Origin of the sequence: Mycobacterium sp. E2462 (assembly GCF_001672685.1) — a bacterium.
Taxonomy (GTDB): domain Bacteria; phylum Actinomycetota; class Actinomycetes; order Mycobacteriales; family Mycobacteriaceae; genus Mycobacterium.
Map to the genome: position 1 here is coordinate 1 of NZ_LZKC01000413.1, position 15,095 is coordinate 15,095.

The 15,095-nt window shown below is 68.3% G+C and carries 17 protein-coding genes; 2 read left to right on the top strand and 15 right to left on the bottom strand.

Annotated features, from left to right (window positions below; genetic code table 11):
• From A5714_RS21385 to A5714_RS21425, 9 genes are all read right to left on the bottom strand, one after another.
• Nucleotides 1-911: hypothetical protein (locus A5714_RS21385; protein ID WP_197513857.1), on the bottom strand; the 911-nt coding region annotated here is incomplete at its 3' end.
• A 17-nt stretch (nucleotides 912-928) separates the two neighbouring features.
• Nucleotides 929-1,207: a hypothetical protein gene (locus tag A5714_RS26290; RefSeq protein WP_068288618.1), complete on the bottom strand. Its 279-nt coding sequence runs from the start codon at nucleotides 1,205-1,207 to the stop codon at nucleotides 929-931.
• A gap of 255 nt (nucleotides 1,208-1,462) precedes the next feature.
• Nucleotides 1,463-1,747, bottom strand: coding sequence for a hypothetical protein (locus tag A5714_RS21395; RefSeq protein WP_068072703.1), 285 nt, complete (start codon nucleotides 1,745-1,747; stop codon nucleotides 1,463-1,465).
• Between the two features lie 15 nt (nucleotides 1,748-1,762).
• Nucleotides 1,763-2,032 carry a hypothetical protein gene (locus A5714_RS21400; protein ID WP_068072700.1) on the bottom strand — a complete coding sequence of 90 codons (270 nt, stop codon included), beginning with the start codon at nucleotides 2,030-2,032 and terminating at the stop codon, nucleotides 1,763-1,765.
• 69 nt (nucleotides 2,033-2,101) lie between these two features.
• Nucleotides 2,102-2,929, bottom strand: coding sequence for an ESX secretion-associated protein EspG (locus A5714_RS21405; RefSeq protein WP_068288622.1), 828 nt, complete (start codon nucleotides 2,927-2,929; stop codon nucleotides 2,102-2,104).
• Nucleotides 2,926-4,005, bottom strand: coding sequence for a PPE domain-containing protein (locus A5714_RS21410; protein WP_068288625.1), 1,080 nt, complete (start codon nucleotides 4,003-4,005; stop codon nucleotides 2,926-2,928). Before A5714_RS21410 ends, A5714_RS21405 begins: the two co-directional genes overlap by 4 nt.
• Before the next feature lie 51 nt (nucleotides 4,006-4,056).
• Nucleotides 4,057-4,353: a PE domain-containing protein gene (locus tag A5714_RS21415; RefSeq protein WP_068072691.1), complete on the bottom strand. Its 297-nt coding sequence runs from the start codon at nucleotides 4,351-4,353 to the stop codon at nucleotides 4,057-4,059.
• 15 nt (nucleotides 4,354-4,368) lie between these two features.
• Nucleotides 4,369-5,808, bottom strand: coding sequence for a hypothetical protein (locus tag A5714_RS21420; RefSeq protein WP_068288628.1), 1,440 nt, complete (start codon nucleotides 5,806-5,808; stop codon nucleotides 4,369-4,371).
• 17 nt (nucleotides 5,809-5,825) lie between these two features.
• A complete protein-coding gene (locus A5714_RS21425; RefSeq protein ID WP_068288631.1) occupies nucleotides 5,826-6,104 on the bottom strand; it encodes a hypothetical protein in 279 nt (92 codons plus the stop codon).
• A gap of 594 nt (nucleotides 6,105-6,698) precedes the next feature.
• Here A5714_RS21425 and A5714_RS21430 point away from each other — a divergent pair.
• A complete protein-coding gene (locus A5714_RS21430; protein WP_068072682.1) occupies nucleotides 6,699-7,613 on the top strand; it encodes a class I SAM-dependent methyltransferase in 915 nt (304 codons plus the stop codon).
• Between the two features lie 15 nt (nucleotides 7,614-7,628).
• A complete protein-coding gene (locus tag A5714_RS21435; protein WP_068288634.1) occupies nucleotides 7,629-8,813 on the top strand; it encodes a CoA transferase in 1,185 nt (394 codons plus the stop codon).
• 4 nt (nucleotides 8,814-8,817) lie between these two features.
• Here the strand turns inward: A5714_RS21435 and A5714_RS21440 are convergent, their stop codons facing one another.
• The 6 genes from A5714_RS21440 to A5714_RS21465 all read right to left on the bottom strand — a co-directional run.
• A complete protein-coding gene (locus A5714_RS21440; RefSeq protein ID WP_068072673.1) occupies nucleotides 8,818-9,261 on the bottom strand; it encodes a response regulator in 444 nt (147 codons plus the stop codon).
• A complete protein-coding gene (locus A5714_RS21445; protein WP_082959893.1) occupies nucleotides 9,258-10,802 on the bottom strand; it encodes a CHASE3 domain-containing protein in 1,545 nt (514 codons plus the stop codon). Before A5714_RS21445 ends, A5714_RS21440 begins: the two co-directional genes overlap by 4 nt.
• A 62-nt stretch (nucleotides 10,803-10,864) precedes the next feature.
• A complete protein-coding gene (locus A5714_RS21450) occupies nucleotides 10,865-12,055 on the bottom strand; it encodes a PP2C family protein-serine/threonine phosphatase (protein ID WP_068288640.1) in 1,191 nt (396 codons plus the stop codon).
• 205 nt (nucleotides 12,056-12,260) lie between these two features.
• On the bottom strand, nucleotides 12,261-13,430 hold the full coding sequence (locus tag A5714_RS21455; RefSeq protein WP_068072667.1) for an acyl-CoA dehydrogenase: 1,170 nt from the start codon (nucleotides 13,428-13,430) through the stop codon (nucleotides 12,261-12,263).
• Nucleotides 13,431-13,502: 72 nt separating this feature from the next.
• Entirely contained in the window at nucleotides 13,503-14,015 is a 513-nt protein-coding gene (gene purE / locus A5714_RS21460) for a 5-(carboxyamino)imidazole ribonucleotide mutase (protein ID WP_068288652.1), read from the bottom strand.
• The coding region (locus A5714_RS21465) for a 5-(carboxyamino)imidazole ribonucleotide synthase (protein ID WP_068288655.1) at nucleotides 14,012-15,095 on the bottom strand (1,084 nt) is incomplete at its 5' end. The genes A5714_RS21465 and purE, both read right to left, overlap by 4 nt.

The window sequence follows — 15,095 nt, forward strand, 5'->3', positions numbered from 1 at the left end:
TCACCGTTCTTCTTGGTGCGCAACGCCTTATTCGCCTTATGCTCCTTGGCGCCGGGCCCACGCTGACCGCCGCCACCGAATCTGAACAACCTTGCGCCGCCGCCGAACGTGAACAGCACTGCGCCCCCGCCTAATGCGGGTTCCACTTCCGCGCTGCCGCCGCCAAACCTGAACACCATCCCGCCGCCCGAGCCAGGTGGCGGTGGTGTCGGCGTGGACGGATCGGTCGTCGGCGTAGAAAAGCTCGGATTATTGCTGGCGATGCCTGAAATGTTGGGCGCGTATACCGTATTCATCACGTCTTGGGCGAACGAGTTGTACGCCTGGTTGATCTCGTCAACTTCGTTCGGCCAGCGATTCAACGATGCGGTGTATTGCGGCTCGTTCTCGTTGAGATACCACTGCGTCTGAAAAACCGTGTGAGAGAAGGCGTCGATCAACAGCCCCAGCGCATTCGCACCCGAGGCGATGTTCGCCACGTCGGGTAGTGACTGCATGATGTTGTCGAGTGCGGCGTCGTGGGTCTTCCCAACCCAGTCTTGCTTGGCCTCCTGCTGGCCCAGCGCCAGCTGAAAAGCTTGTGACGCTTCCACGATCGCGCTGGCAACCTGCTGCAGGGTGCCACCGTTCCCATTGTCCAACGTGCCGGAGGCCCCCTGGAACGCTTGATACATGTCTGTGAAGGTCACGCCCCCAAAATCTTCGATGGCGACACTGGCCGGACTTGTCGTGACGCCGGTGATGTCTTGCAGTTCGTTCTGAGACACCGCAAGCGACGTCACATCGCTATTGTTCAGCGCCGCCAGCGCCATCCAGTTCGCACCGGGCGTATCCTGAGCGTCCTTGCCGGAGTTGATCAGATCGTCGATCTGTGCCGCGGTGAGCGGCGGCGAGCTCTTGTGATGAGACACGGCTAGGCGATCCCGACTTATCCCGACCCGATGAGGCGATTGCTGGCCGCCTTCACCGTCGCCGAAAATTGATCGAGGTAAGACAGGTATTGGTTGATCGACTGCTCGATGCCGCTGAGCCCGGAGATGTCGAGTTCCAGGTTGTTCTTGGTCTGTGTCGCCGACGGCAGAGTGCCCGGGCTACCCAGTGAGCTCATGCCGGTGATCGTTTTGAGCTGATCGTTCAAGGCATTTCTGAACGTGCTGACGATGTTGAGATAAGCCTGCTCGGTCTCGCTGGACAGTTTGAGGTCCACCGGCCCACTGTTCTGGAGCCCCTTCAGCGCGCTGGTCAGCGAGCTGACGTCGGTTCCGCCGCTGCCCGTCGCCCCACTGCCGGTCGACCCGCTGCCCGTCGATCCACTCCCGGTCGACCCGCTACCCGTCGATCCACTCCCGGTCGACCCGCTGCCCGTTGATCCGCTGCTCGACATGAGTTCTCCCAATCCTTTTCGTTCAGTGCGCGGCGCCCGGGCTCGAACTCAGAACAAGCCCGGGCTCCGCGCAGTCGTTTAGAACGCTGAAGCGTTTTGCTGGTCCAGGGCCTGCATGGCAGCCTGCTGTTCTTGCGCCTGCTGCTGCGTGATGGTCATGTTGTTCAACATGTCATCAAGCATCGAGCTGATGTTTTGCTGCGCCTGGTTCAGGGCTGATGCGCCCGCACCCTCGTAGACCGTGGCCAAAACGCTGAAGAGATTGGCGATGTCGGACCGGACTTCCTGAATCTTGCTGATGTTGCTGTTGACGTCGTCCAACGACGAGTTGTTAGCGCCGAAGTTGTAGAGGATTTCGCTCATTGTCCCGGTATTCCCTTAGCCGTTGTCCATGTTGGCGACCGCGTTGATCTGCGCTGATCCGGTCTCGACGATCTGGTTGAGGTAGTTGATGATTTGTTGCGCGTCCTCTTGCTGCTGGGACGACGTTCCGCCGTAAGTCGTTGCGCTGCCGCCCTTCCAGCTCGAACTCAGCATCGATTGCTGCGTGTCGGCAATCTGGCTGAGAATCGCGACCGCCTGGTTACGAGCGTCCTGGACCTGCGAGAGCTTCTGCTGAGCCTCCGCCTGGGTAAGTGACAGTGTCATTTCGGTTCCATGTTTCCTTTCTGATTACTTCTTTGTTGTTGTCGGCGGAAGGAGCCCGGTGCTCGAAACTCATCCCGCCATCCCGCTCGTCGTCGACCAACTTTCCTCGGCGAGCCCGATGAGCTGGAAGATCGCCTGCGCCACAGCGTGATCGGAGCCGGCTTTAAGGGTGACCCACGCGTCTCCCGACGGCGAGCCGCTCGGGGCCGCGACGACGCGACCGCGGCTGGTGTAGAACAGTGCGACCGCTGCCGGGGCGCGGGATATCCGGCCCTCGGCATCGGTGAGGGTGTAGTACACGATCTCGGCGAAAGCCTGACGTGATCCCAGCGCGGCACCCAGCAGCATGGCGGCGCGGGGTTCGGCACCCAAAGCTCGTGCGCGGTCGCCGAGCTCCACCGCATCGTGGGTGCCGGACAGACTCTCCGCCACCTCTTGCAGCGGCGCTGCGACGGGCTCGATGTCGGCCGGCTTGGCTTTTGGCAGCTCGGCCACGACCGCCGACACCACGTCTCGAACGTCGTTGTGGTAGCCGATGATCCGCAACAGAGTCTCGTCGGCGATCCGTCGCGCGAGTACGCACAGCGCGCCCCGCCGGGTGACGCTTACGCGTGCGATGCCGTCCGGCGTCACCAGCCGCATGGCCAGCTCACGGTCCGGCCATTGCAGCGCCTGCAGCACGGTCACCAGCTCGGGGTGCACCGACCCGCCGTCGATCAGTTTGCGAGACGCTAGTTTCCGGGCCGCGCGGTCGCGTGCGGCGTTTCGCTGGTCCACGGTGGCGTGCGGGCTGCGGACGGCCAGCACTGTCGGGAATTCGTGCATGCCGACGCGCGAGGCCACCACGTGGAGTTCGTCCCCGGTCAGCGTCAGCCGGTCAGACAGCGCCGCGGTCACAGCGTCAGCCCCTTGTCGCCACCGATCACCGGAGGGGACACCCAGGAGTTCGACACCTGCTCGAGCGTTGACTGCGGCAGGTCGGCGTACTGCGGCGCCTCGGGTTCGGGCGGCGAGACGAGTTCGTCGAACACCGACGTGCTCGGGCCCCAGCTGACATGGGAGACAGTGAACGGCGCGTCGCTTTGCTGAGCCATGGGCAGCCACGCGGGATCAGCCTGGGACGGACCGGCTCCGGGTTCACCACCACCGTCCAGGGTTGCCGCCGAGGGTGATTGGTGCTCGCGTGAATTGCCGCCGCGGCCCAGGGCCGCCAAAGGTCCGTACCCGGTTCCTGCCGGGCCCACGCCAGACGGGCCGGCAGCGGACTGGACCTTGTGCGGGGCTTTGGCGTCGCTCGTCGCTTTGACCTCGGCCACCCGAAACGGAGCGAGGGGTGGCGCCGCCAGAGCCGCACCGCCGCCCGGCCCCGCGCCTGCGGCTTTGACCTCACCGGTGGCCTTCGCGTCGCGCTCGGCGTCGAGCGCGGCCGCCTTACAGACCTCCGGCGGCGGGGGCAGCTGCCACGGGGCGGCAAGCTCGGCACACGCCTGCTCGTATTGGTACATCGCCGCGGATGCGCTCGCCTGATGAGAGCTGACCAACTGGTCGAACTCCGCGAATTGCCCGTTGAGCACCGCCCCGTTGTAGGCGGCGAGCGACGCCATGACGTCGTGCGTCGTTTTGGCCTCTATTGCTTCGGACACGCTAGGCATCGCCAGGACGGCGACGCTGTAGGCGACCGCCGCCTCCTCGGCCCGCTCGCCGTTGTTGGCGGCGGTGACGCTGACCGTTTGCAGCCACTTGCCGAAGTCGTCGAGTTTGCGCGCTGCCGCGTCGGCGCCCCGACTGGAAAACGAACCCTTGATCTTCCCGACGATCTTGTCGTAATCCTCTGAGATGCTGGCCCATTCATCGGCAAGCCGCACCCAGGCCGCCCCTGCCTGTCCGACCGGCATGGGCCCGGGCCCGGTCGTGAGATCGCGGGCAAGCTGCGTTGCGCTGCGCGATTCCCATGCCACATTGGTGAAACCCACGCCCTGACCTCCTCTCGGATGCTCGTGTTCGGGCCCGCACTGCGCCGCGAATTAGGTTGCGAAGTCTTGTTCCGCGGCCACGACGTTGTCGGCGTGTGCGCGCAGGGCCGCCGCGATCGCCCGCATCTGGTTGGTGGCGTGATCCGTCGATGCCCCGAACGACGAGTGCACGTCGTTGAGCGTCGAGGAGACGCGCTGCGAGACCTCATCGCGCGCTGCGGCGTTCACCGTGAGGTTTGGGGCCTCGGCTTGCATCAACTTTTCGGCGCGGCCGGCCAACTGGTCGAGTAGCCGGGTCGCGTCGGTGACTTCGTCTGGCTGCATCCGGAAGTCGGCAGTACCCGTCATCGCGAAACTCCCTCTCTAGATTCTCAAATCGATATCTGGACTGGTAGCGCTGTCAGCCTCACCGAACACGGGCGGGGCAACACTGCCGAGATCGCCCACGATCTCGTCACCCTGTGCGGCCGTGTGCAAAAAGGCTGCGGCACTGTGGGTCTTCCCCGCCCCGGCCCTGCTCCCCAACCCCATGGGATAACCGCCCATCGGCGAACCTGCGCCCATCGCCGGGGGCGCGGCGGCATCGCCGGTCATGGGAGGCGCCGTGTCCGCGGCCGGGATGCTCGCCGGCGCGGCCACCCGCGACTCGATCGTTTCGAGCGGGATGCCTCCCAGTGCGCCGCCTCCGCCGCCGCCGAATCCACCCTTGCCGGCCGCACCCGCGCCGGCGACGGCGTTGGTCACCGGGCCCTCTGGCGCTGTTGCTCCCGCCGGCGTCCCGGCGCCGGCCCCGCCCATACCCTGCAGGGCCCCCGTCGCGGCACTCACGCCGCTCATCGCGGGCATGGCTACGGCTTGCATCAACGCCGGCGCGAAGGACGAGACCGGTGCGGACGCGGCCGGAGCGACGGCCGCGCCGAGCGGGGCGCCGGCCGCCGCAGCCGGTGCCACGGCGAAATTGGCCGCCAAAGGCGAGGCGCTGGCCGCACCGGGAGCGACCGCGCCCGCGAGACTCGCGCCCGTCTGAGGCGCCTGCGTCACGGAGATCGGAGTTCCGATTGCCGTGACGTTCGCCTCTTCGGCGGCCAGGGTGCCCTGCAGTTGGGTCATCACGGTTGCCGCCTGGGTGACCGCCTGATTGGCGGCCGCGATCGCCTCGGCCATCCCCCACGGGAAGATGATGTTCGGACCGATGGCCGCAATGGTCGCGGTGAACTGGTTCATGATCGCCACAAGTTGCGCGTTCGCCTGCTGGACACCGGCGGTCGCCGTGGCCAGGCTGGTTGCCAGCGCGCTGGACTGGTTCGCGACCTGAGTACCGTTGGTCAACGCGGCGTCGGTCGTTGCCGTCGCCGCCGACGCGGCAGCACCCTGCCAGGCTCCGTCAAGGCCGGACATCGCCTGCTGCACGGGTTGGACGGCCGACGCGGCGGTCTGGGAAATACCGCTGAGCAGTTGCGTCGGATCCAGGTCACCGAAGGACCCCGACCCCAGCATGCCCAGGGCCTCGGTCACCGGTTGAATCATCTGCGTCAACAGACCGGTCAGCATGCCCGGGATCGCGCTGCCCGCGGCGTTCGAGCCTGCGGCGGCGTTCGGGTCGGTCGGATCGGGCGGCGGCGCGGGTTGCGGAAGGCCGGGCGCGCCCAACCGCGAGGTGATGTCGTGCACCGGTTGATTGAGATAGTCGCCCAGGTTCGATTCCTGGGCGTCGATGACAAGCCGCGTATCGAAACCCGAAAGCGTCTGCGCCAATTGACCCGTCGCGTTCACGGGCGCAGCGGCGTTGGCGTTGGTGCCCATGCCGGTGGGAGCCGCCCTTACGCCTCGTCTACGGCGACGAACGACGCGTTCGCCGCCGTAGTTGCGGCACCGATCGCAGAATGCAGTTGCCCCACGAGTAGGGCAGCCGCAAGATTGTTGGCCTGCGCGGGGCCGTAGGCGGCAAGGTAACTGGCCCCGATGGGGCCCAGCGCCGCAGCGGCCGCGTTCAGCATCGCCGCCGAATCCGATGACGCCGAACCCGTAATTGCCTGTCCCGCTGCGCTATTGACCGCCGCGAAAGCTTCCAGACCCTGAGGAATGACCGATAAGACCACGCGTGAACCCCTCCCTGAATCGCGGGCCGATGCCTCGCGTACGTTCTACGTCGATCCGGGTGTATCACCTAAAGCGAATAGTAGCCGCGCGGCCGCGGGGCGCGGCTACAACCGGATCTGCATGAGAGACGTTGTTTCTCAACGGTATTCGTCTTAGGCGAATGAGTGATAGAACGTGCCTCGCACTGGCCCCCGGCGGTCGGAGCACAGCCCTGAACCGTCAACGCAGCGTCGCGCAACGTCGTCGAGCTTCGTTGTGAAGATGGACACTGACCGACGTGCGCGAACCCCGCGGCGCGGCCGCAACGGCGCCCGTTGTCCATCAACGCATTTGACTCACACCGACCGCGCGCCCGAAAATCCACACCATCCTGGCGACAGGGGGATAGATAACGCTTATCTATCAAGATTTTTTCGAGCAGCCGTAGCCGCCGGCCCGCCGCCGCGTCGATCGCACGGTCGGCGGCGGCCGTCGCACCGTGCGCCACGAAGGCCGTCACCGCGTGACACCGGAACCAGCGCACCCGCCCCAGCCGGTGAGCGCGGACCGCCGGTGGTTATGGTGGCTAATCAGTAGAGCGAAGGGATTCTTCGATGGCGCGTAGCGACGACGACACCTGGGACCTGGCGACCAGCGTGGGAGCGACCGCCACCATGGTCGCCGCCGGGCGCGCCCGGGCCACCCGCGACGGGTTGATCGACGATCAGTACGCCGAACCGCTGGTGCGCGCCGTCGGGGTCGACTTCATGACCCGGTGGGCGGCCGGCGAGCTCGACTCGGCCGACGTCGACGTCCCGGGCGCCCCGTGGGGCATGCAGCGCATGACCGACATGCTGGCCGCGCGCACCCGCTACATCGACGCCTTCTTCGCCGAGGCGGGCGCCGCCGGCATCCGCCAGGTGGTCATCCTCGCCTCCGGTTTGGACGCGCGGGCGTACCGGCTGCCCTGGGCGCCGGGCACCACGGTGTTCGAGATCGACCAGCCCCAGGTCATCGAGTTCAAGACCGCCACCCTCGCCGAGCTGGGCGCGACACCGACCGCCGAGGTGCGTGACGTGCCCGTTGACCTGCGCCACGATTGGCCAACGGCGTTGCGCGAGGCCGGTTTCGACGCCCGCCAGCCCGCCGCGTGGGCCGCCGAGGGGCTGGTCGGCTTCCTGCCTCCCGAGGCGCAGGACCGGCTGCTGGACCAGATCACCGAGCTCAGCGCCGACGGCAGCCAATTGGTCGCCGAGGTCTTCGTGAATTCGGGAGTCAACGGCGACGCCCTCAACGCCGCCAGCGAGAAGTGGCGAAGCAACGGCCTCGACATCGCCCTCGGAGACCTCGGCTATCCCGGCGAGCGAAACGACGTCGCGACCTATCTGCAGGGGCGCGGTTGGCAACCGGTCCGCACGCCGCTCAACCAGATGCTGGCCAACAACGGCCTGCCGCTGCAGTCGACGGACGCCGACGCGCCGTTTTCGCAGAACTACTACTGCACAGCGGTGTTGAACAAGGCAGGCTAGAAGAAAGGCGCAACGATGCCCAAGCCCCTCGACGGATTCCGCGTTCTCGATTTCACGCAGAATATCGCCGGGCCGCTGGCCGGGCAGGTGCTGGCCGACCTGGGCGCCGAGGTCATCAAAATCGAGGCGCCCATCGGCGAGGCGGCGCGGCACATCACCGCCGTCCTGCCCGGGCGGCCGCCGCTGGCCACGCTGTTCCTCCCCCACAACCGCGGCAAGAAGTCGGTGATGGCCGACCTCACCGACGACACGGCCAAGCAACAGATCCTGCGGCTGGTGGACACGGCCGACGTTGTGCTGGAAGGCTTTCGGCCCGGCGTGATGGAGCGCATGGGCCTGGGCCCGGACGAGTTGCGCGCCCGCAACCCCCGGCTGGTCTACGCCCGCCTCTCGGCCTACGGGGGCAACGGCCCGCACGGCAGCCGCCCGGGCGTCGACCTCATGGTGGCGGCCGAGTCGGGCATGACCACCGGGATGCCGACGCCCACCGGCAAGCCGCAGATCATCCCGTTCCAGCTGGTCGACGCCGCCAGCGGCCACGTGCTGGCCCAGGCCGTGCTGGCCGCACTGCTCAACCGCGAGCGGCACGGAGTCGGTGACGTGGTGCGGGTCGCAATGTATGACGTGGCGGTGAGCCTGCAGGCGGGGCAGCTCACCATCCACCTGAACAAGCCGACCGAGGCACCCAAGCCCGACAACGACGCCAAGCCGAAGGCCAAGCGGCGCAAGGGAGTCGGCTTCGCCACCCAGCCGTCGGACGCGTTCCGGGCCGCTGACGGGTACCTGGTCATCAGCGCATACGTGCCGAAGCACTGGGCGACCTTGTGCCGGCTGATCGACCGGCCCGACCTGCTTGACGACGAGCGGTTCGTCGACCAGCGCGCGCGGGCGCTCAACTACCACGAGCTGACCGAGGAACTCGAGTCGGCGCTGGCGGCCAAGACCGCGGACGAGTGGGTTCAGCTGCTGCAGCAGGGCGGCCTGATGGCCTGCCACGCCTATACCTGGAAGCAGGTGGTCGGCACCGCGCTGTTCGCCGAGAACGAGCTCGCCTTGCCGGTGGGCACCGGGCCGGACGCGGTCACGGTGGTGCGGATGCCGGCGCGCTACGCCAGCTTCGACGCCGCGCCCGGCGATCCCGTCCCGGCGCTCGGGCAGCACAACGACGTGCTGCTGGCCGAGCCGGAACCGGCCCCGTAGCGGCTCAGCTGCCGTTGGGCAGCCGCACCACCTGGACGAAGAACTCGTCGATCTGGCGGACCGCCTTCATGAACTGGTCGAGGTCCACCGGCTTGGTGACGTAGGCGTTCGCGTGCAGCTTGTAGCTGCGCAGAATGTCCTCCTCGGCCGAGGACGTGGTCAGGACCACGATCGGGATGCGCGCGAGGTCGGGGTCCGACTTGACCTTCTCGAGCAGTTGCCGGCCGTCGTACTTGGGCAGGTTCAGGTCGAGCAGGATCAGGTCCGGGCGAGGCGCGTCGGCGAACTCACCCCGCTTGTAGAGATAATCCAGCCCCTCTTGCCCGTCGTGTGCGACGTGCAGCCGGTTCTTCAACTTGTTGTGCTCGAACGCTTCTCGGGTGATCAGCTCGTCACCCGGGTCGTCTTCCACGAGCAGGATGTCGATCGCTCTACCGGGCGATGTCACTGTTGCGCTCCTTCCAAAGCGGCTGGGCGTGTCGCGCCGGCGTCCTGGTCGGGCGTGGTCGCGAGCACCGGGAGGGTGAACCGGAACCGGGTCCCCTCGGTGTAGGTGGTGTCGATCCAGATGGTGCCGCCGTGGTATTCGACGATCTTCTTGACCAGCGCTAGCCCCACACCGGTGCCGGTATACACGTCGCGGCCGTGCAGTCGCTGGAAGATGACGAACACCTTCTCGGAGAACTCCGCGGGGATGCCGATCCCGTTGTCCGACACCGTTAACACCCAGAAGCCCTCGTGTTCGCCACTGCCGCGCTCGCATTCGATGACCACGCGGGGCGCGCGGTCCGCGTGCCGGAACTTCACCGCGTTGCCGATCAGGTTCTGCCACAACATGGTCAGCAGCGTCGGGTCGCCGAGAACTCGCGGTAACCCCTCGTCGGGGCGCACGATCTCGGCGCCCGACTCCTCGAGCGCAATGGCCAAGTTGGCCAGGCCGTTGTCCAGCTTCTTGTCCAGGCCCACCTCGGATTCCGAGGTGTTGAGCCGGCCCACCCGGCTGAAGGTGAGCAGGTCGTTGATGAGCACCTGCATGCGCTTGGCGCCGTCGACGGCGAACCCGATGTATTCGATGCCGCGCTCGTCGAGCTTGTCGCCGTAGCGCTTCTCCAGCAGCTGACAGAACGACGCCACCTTGCGCAGCGGCTCCTGCAGGTCGTGGGAGGCGACGTAGGCGAACTGCTCCAATTCGGTGTTGGAGCGCTGTAATTCGGCGGTCTGCTCGTCGAGCTGCTGGCGGGCCGAGCGTGACACCTCGAGCTCGTCGACGATGCGCCTGCGCATGTTCTCCACGTCGATCGCCATGTCCCGGATGTCTTTGGGCCGGCGCGGCGGCGTGATGGTGCGGTCGAAGTTGCCCTCGGTGATCTGCCGGCACGCCGCGGCGAGCATCGCCAGGGGCCGCGCCACCGTGTCACGAATCAGGAATCCGAGGATGGCCGCCGTGCCGAAGAACAACAGCAGCATCGCGCCCAGCACCCTGTCGCGCCACGCAGCGGTGTGTTCGAGGTCGTCCGAGGCGCGCGCCCGCGCCGCCGACAGGTGTGCGCTCTGCGTGTCGAAAAGGGCTCGCAGGTGGTCGAATTGGGCCTTGCCCCGGTCCGCGGCGCGGGCCGTCATGGCGGCGAAATCGCTCGTGTTGACGCTGGCGATGAGCGGCTCGGCGTAACTGGCCCGCCACTGCGCGGCCGCGTCCTCGATGGCGTCGAGGTCCCCGAGGACGTCCGGGCGCTCGCCGGCCCTGCGCCGAATATCCTCGGCCGCAGCGTGTTCGGCGTGTTGCCCGTCATAGTAGGGCGTGAGGAACTGCCGGTCCGCGGCGATCAAGTAGCCCCGCACGCCCGTCTCCTGGTCGCGCAGCGCCGACTGCAGCTGAGCGGCCGCCAGGCGCGCCGGCTGGAGGCCGTCGATCAGCTCGTGCGACATGGCGTCCGTGCGGGTCAGCAACGCCGCGCCGATCAACGCACCGGCCAGCACCATCGCGCCCATGCTCAGCAGCACCAGGGCCTGCCAGCCGCGCACGGTCAGTTGCGACAGGGGCGGGCGGCGGATCACGTGGCTGTCCTCTCGATGCGCAGCACGGCGATGTCGTCGGTGAGGCCGCCGCGCGGCAGGGCCAGTTGCTGGGCGCCGTCGAGCAGCGCGTCCACGAACGCCGGGCCGGGCAGCTCGGCGTGCGACCTGGCCAGCGTCAGCAAGCCCTCCTCGCCCAGGCGTTCGTTGCCACGCCCCGAGTACCCCTCGAAAAGGCCGTCGGTGAGCAACAGCAGGCCGTAGCCCACCGGCAGCTCCAGGTCGTGCTGCGGCCAGTCGTCGGCGCGCAGCCCCAGCGCCGGACCGCCCGGCGGCTCGATCCAGTCCACGGTGCCGCCGCCTTGGAGCAGCATGCCGGGGTGGCCGGCGCGGATGGCGCGCACCCGGGTGCTGTCGGGAAGGATCTGCAGGCACAGCACCGACGCGAACACGCCGGAGTCGATGCGTTCCGAGTGCAGCACGCGCTCCAGTTGCCGCATCAGCTCGACGCCGTGCACGCCGGCGAAGGTGAGGGCGCGAAACGCGATCCGCAGCGCCGCACCCAGCGCGGCCTCGTGCGGGCCGTGCCCGGCGACGTCGCCGATCAGGACGTGGATGATCCGGTCGGGGGTCTGGACCACGTCGTAGAAGTCGCCGCACAGCAGCGCGTCCTCGCGGCTCGGCCGGTAGCGGGCGACGATGTCGACACCCGGCTGGTCGCTGAGCAGCGGCGACGGCAGCAGGCCGCGTTCCAGCAGCGCGTTCTCGCGGGCCCGCAACTGCGTCGCGTGCAGATCGGCCGCGATCAGCTCGGCGCGTTTGCGCTCGATCGCGTAGAGCAGCGCGCGGCGCAGCATCTCGGGCTCGACGCGGCCCTTGACCAGGTAGTCCTGCGCGCCGGCGGCCACCGCGGACGCACCGAAATGATCGTCGTTGAGCCCGGTCAGCACGACGATCGGGACCGTGGCGTCGCGCTTGGCGATGCGGTCCAGCGCGTCGATGCCGTTGGCGTCGGGCAGGTGCAGGTCGAGCAGCACGCAATCGGGGCGGGCCGACTCGAGTTCGCGCTCGGCGTGGGCCATCGACTGCGCCCACACCACCCGGATGTCGGCGACGGCGTCGGCGATCAGGTCCTCGACCAGCACGGCGTCGGCGCGGTCGTCCTCGACCAACAGCAGCGACAGCGACTGCCACGTGGCGGCCGGGGTGACGGGAGCTTGCACGGGCATCAGTTCCCGGGCACCCGAAGGTGCGCTGGGAGAGCCACGTTCTTCACTCAAACCCCCTGGCCGCGTACGACCCTTGCTCGGTGACGGCGATCCGGCTCGCTGAGCCCGATGACTGACTGTACGTGTGTCTATACACCCGGAGCGCTTGCGGTGGGGCAATCTTATTCGGCGCGGCTCGGCGGGACCGAAGAATCGGGCCGCTCGGTCAGCGCAGGAGCGCCCGCGACATGACGACGCGTTGGATCTGGTTGGTGCCTTCGTAGATTTGGGTGATCTTGGCGTCGCGCATCATCCGCTCGACCGGGAAGTCTTGGGTGTAGCCGTACCCGCCGAACAGTTGCACCGCGTCGGTGGTCACCTCCATCGCGATGTCTGACGCCAGACACTTCGACGCCGCGGAGATGAAGCCCAGGTTGGACTCGCCCCGCTCGGCGCGCGCGGCGGCGTGGTAGACCATGAGCCGCGCCGATTCCACCTTCATCGCCATGTCGGCCAACATGAACTGCACGCCCTGGTTGTCGCTGACCGGGCGACCGAACTGCTTGCGCTCCTTGGTGTAGGCGATGGCGGCGTCCACCGCCCCCTGAGCAATCCCGACCGCCTGAGCCCCGATGGTGGGCCGGGTGTGATCCAGCGTCGCCAACGCCGTCTTGAACCCGGTGCCGGGCTCCCCGATGATCCGATCCCCCGGGATCCGACAGTTCTCGAAGTACAGCTCGGTGGTCGGCGAGCCCTTGATGCCGAGCTTCTTCTCCTTGGGCCCCACGGTGAATCCCTCGTCGTCAGCGTGCACCATGAACGACGAAATCCCGTTGGCGCCCTTGTCCGGGTCGGTTACCGCCATCACCGTGTACCAGCTGGACTTGCCACCATTGGTGATCCAGCACTTCGCGCCGTTGAGGATCCAGTCGTCGCCGTCGGCCTTGGCGCGGGTGCGCATCGCGGCCGCGTCACTGCCCGCCTCGCGCTCGGACAGCGCGTAGGAGGCCATCGCGGTGCCGTCGGCGATCGACGGCAACACCTGCTTCTTCAGCTCATCGGAGCCGCGCAGGATCAGCCCCATGGTGCCCAGCTTGTTCACCGCGGGGATGAGCGACGCCGAGGCGTCCACCCGGGCGACCTCCTCGATCACGATGCACGCCGCCACCGAGTCCGCGCCCTGCCCGCCGAACTCCTCCGGCACGTGCACGGCGTTGAACCCCGAGGCGACCAGCGCGTCCAGGGCCTCCTGCGGGAACCGGGAGTTCTCGTCGACGTCGGCGGCGTGCGGCGCGATCTCCTTCTCCGCCAACGCCCGAATCGCCGCCCGCAACTCCTGGTGCTCCTCGGGGAGCTGAAACAGATCGAACGTGGAATCTCCGGCCCAACCAGCCACTTTCCGGCCTCCTTGCCCTTCGCCTGATTGCCCGGTCTCGCCACCGGCACGGCCCGGCTCGCCGCCGGGCTACTAGCCAGTAACTTTACCCTGCTGCCGTTGCAGCGCTTCATCCTTGGCCCGCACGCTGTCGGCCAACTGCTCCTGGAAAGCGACGATGCGGGCGCGCAGCGCCGAGTCGAACGCGCCCAGGATGCGGACCGCCAGCAGGCCGGCGTTGCGGGCGCCGCCGATGGACACGGTGGCCACCGGGACGCCGGCCGGCATCTGGACGATGGACAGCAGCGAATCCAGCCCGTCGAGCCGGGCCAGCGGCACCGGCACACCGATCACGGGCAGCGGCGTCGCGGCGGCGACCATTCCGGGCAGGTGGGCGGCGCCCCCGGCGCCGGCGATGATCACTTCGATGCCGCGGTCGGCGGCCGCGCGTGCGTAGTCGAACATCAGCCCGGGGGTGCGGTGCGCCGACACCACCCGCACCTCGGCGGGCACGTCGAACTCGGCCAGCGCCGCCGCGGCGTCGGCCATGACCGACCAGTCGCTGTCGCTGCCCATGATCACCCCGACGCGAGGCTGCTGGGTCATGTACGCCGCTCCTGTTCCTGATGCGGATCCCACCCGTCCGTCCACTGCGCGTGGGATAACCAGTGTGCCGCCAGCTCGGCGCGTTCGCGGAGCGCCGCCAGGCCGGCCGGGTCGGTCCCCACGAAGTTGAGGTGGCCCACCTTGCGGCCGGGCCGCTCCTCCTTGCCGTACAGGTGCACCCGGGCATCGGGCATCCGCGCGAACAGGTGGTGCAGACGTTCGTCGAGCGTCATCGCGGGCCGCTGCGGGGCGCCCAGCACGTTCGCCATCACGGTGACCGCGGCGACGGCGTCGGTGTCGCCGAGGGGATAGTCGAGCACCGCGCGCAGGTGCTGCTCGAACTGGCCGGTCCGCGCGCCGTCCATGGTCCAGTGCCCGGAGTTGTGCGGCCGCATCGCCAGCTCGTTGACCAGCAGGGACCCGTCGGGCGTCTCGAACAGTTCGACGGCGAGCACCCCCACGACGCCGAGCTCGGCGGCCAGCCGTAACGCCAGCTGTTGCGCGGCGGCGGCCTGCTCGCCGGACAGATCCGGCGCGGGCGCGATGACCTGCACGCAGATGCCGTCGCGCTGCACGGTTTCGACGACCGGCCACGCCGCGCCCTGACCGAAGGGCGAGCGCGCCACCAGCGCCGAGAGCTCGCGGCGCAACGGCACCTTCTCTTCGGCGAGCACCGGCACCCCCTGGGCCAGGTAGTCGCCGGCGATCTCACGGGCGTGCGCGAGGTCGCGGGCCGGCTGCACGCCACGGCCGTCGTAGCCGCCGCGGGCGGCCTTCACCACGATCGGCGCGGCCTCGGCGCCGGCGAGGCGCCGCGCGAAAGCGTCCAGGTCGTCGACGGTATCGATGCCGGCGTAGCGGGGCACTGGAGCGCCCAGCGCCTCCAGCCGGCGCCGCATGGCCAGCTTGTCCTGGGCGTACAGCAAGGCGTGCGGCGGCGGCGCGACGTTGACGCCCTCGGCGACCAGCTTCTCCAGCAGCTCTCCGGGCACGTGTTCGTGGTCGAAGGTCAGCACGTCGGCACCGGCCGCCACCCGGCGCAGGTCCTCGAGGTCGGTGTGCGAGCCGATCACCACGTCG